This window comes from Paraburkholderia sp. (assembly GCF_026225065.1).
Classification (GTDB): Bacteria; Pseudomonadota; Gammaproteobacteria; order Burkholderiales; family Burkholderiaceae; genus Paraburkholderia.
Map to the genome: position 1 here is coordinate 1 of NZ_JAMFSB010000385.1, position 1,648 is coordinate 1,648.

The following is a 1,648-nucleotide window of genomic DNA, read 5'->3' on the forward strand; positions in this document are numbered from 1 at the left end:
AGGCGCCGTTGATGCGGCGCGGGCGCCATGCCGGGTTCGGAGATTTGCAGTAAAGCCATCTGAGATCTTCTTCGGGGATCGTTCGGCCCCGTCCTGAATGGTTCGCGTTGCTGGGTTGAACGCTACGGCTTGCTGCCGTGGCGTCCGGTTTGCATCCGGCTCGTTTCCAATCGCGTCCGCTTGCGTGCGTTGACGCTAGATGCTTCGTTTGCTTCAGTTGTCGAGCCGCTCGATCTGCGTGCCAATTTCCGCCGCCACGCGCTCAATGAACATCAACTGCCGCACCGCTTCGCCCGCCGCCTGATCCACGCCGCTATCGAGTAGCGCGCCAAGTTTCGTGAAGCGCACCCGCTCTTCGTCGCGCAACTCGGTGAGCAAGGCGTCGAGCGCGTCGACATTCTTCGCGGCCGCAGCGTCTTCGATACCTTCGCGCCATTCCATCTGCTGCATCAGGAATGCCGGCTCCATCGCCGTATTGTTCTCCGCGCCGACATCGATGCCGCGCAGCGACAGGAGATACGTGGCGCGCTTCAATGGATCGCGCAAGGTCTGATACGCCTCGTTCGTCCGTGTCGCCCATTGCATCGCGATGCGCTTTTGCGCGTCACCCGCAGCGGCAAAACGGTCGGGGTGAACCTGCGACTGCACGGTACGGTACGCATGATCGAGCGCACTGGCATCGAGCGCGTATTGGGCCGGCAAGTCGAACAGATCGAAGTGGCTGTCGTTCAGCGAGGCCATCGGATGATGTGGTCCGTTCAAAAAGCGCACCTGAGTTTCAGGCATCAAGTGCAACGTAAAGATGCAATCAGGCACATAAAGCGCAACGCAAGGTACAACGACGTGCGACAAATTAAAAAGGCGGCCCGCGCCGCCTTTTTTCCGCTTCACGCGGACTCAACCTGTTCAGACGCGGAACGATTCGCCGCAGCCGCACTCGTCCTTGACGTTCGGGTTGTTGAACTTGAAGCCTTCGTTCAATCCTTCGCGCGCAAAGTCGAGTTCCGTGCCGTCGATATAGGCGAGGCTCTTCGGGTCGACAATGATTTTCACGCCGTTGCACTCGAATACCTGATCTTCCGGCGCGAGTTCGTCCACGTACTCGAGCTTGTAGGCCAAGCCCGAGCATCCGGTCGTGCGCACGCCAAGCCGCAGCCCGACACCCTTGCCGCGCCGGACCAGAAATTTCTGGACGTGATTTGCTGCCTTCTCGGTCAACGTAATTGCCATAGCGTTTCTCAACGGCCTCAAGCGGCCTGCTGCTTTTCGCCCGCTTCCGCGGTTGCGCCATGACGCTGCTTGTAGTCAGCCACGGCTGCCTTGATCGCGTCTTCCGCGAGGATCGAGCAGTGGATCTTGACCGGCGGCAGCGCCAGTTCTTCGGCGATGTGCGTGTTCTTGATTTCCATGGCCTGATCGAGCGTCTTGCCCTTCACCCATTCGGTGACCAGCGAGCTCGACGCGATGGCCGAACCGCAGCCGTACGTCTTGAACTTGGCGTCTTCGATGATGCCGTCCGCACCCACGCGGATCTGCAGCTTCATCACGTCGCCGCAGGCCGGCGCGCCGACCATGCCGGTGCCGACTGCATCGTCGTCCTTGGCGAACGAACCGACGTTGCGCGGATTTTCGTAATGGTCCAGAACCT

3 protein-coding genes are annotated in these 1,648 nt (G+C 60.4%); all 3 read right to left on the reverse strand.

Annotated elements, in window-relative coordinates:
• Positions 1-213 precede the first annotated feature (213 nt).
• Positions 214-741, reverse strand: a complete 528-nt coding sequence (gene hscB, locus M0954_RS26995) for a Fe-S protein assembly co-chaperone HscB (RefSeq protein WP_133893025.1) — start codon at positions 739-741, stop codon at positions 214-216.
• 165 nt (positions 742-906) lie between these two features.
• Positions 907-1,230, reverse strand: coding sequence for an iron-sulfur cluster assembly protein IscA (gene iscA, locus M0954_RS27000; protein WP_123387800.1), 324 nt, complete (start codon positions 1,228-1,230; stop codon positions 907-909).
• Between the two features lie 17 nt (positions 1,231-1,247).
• On the reverse strand, positions 1,248-1,648 hold a 401-nt coding region (gene iscU, locus M0954_RS27005), incomplete at its 5' end, for a Fe-S cluster assembly scaffold IscU (protein ID WP_297356522.1).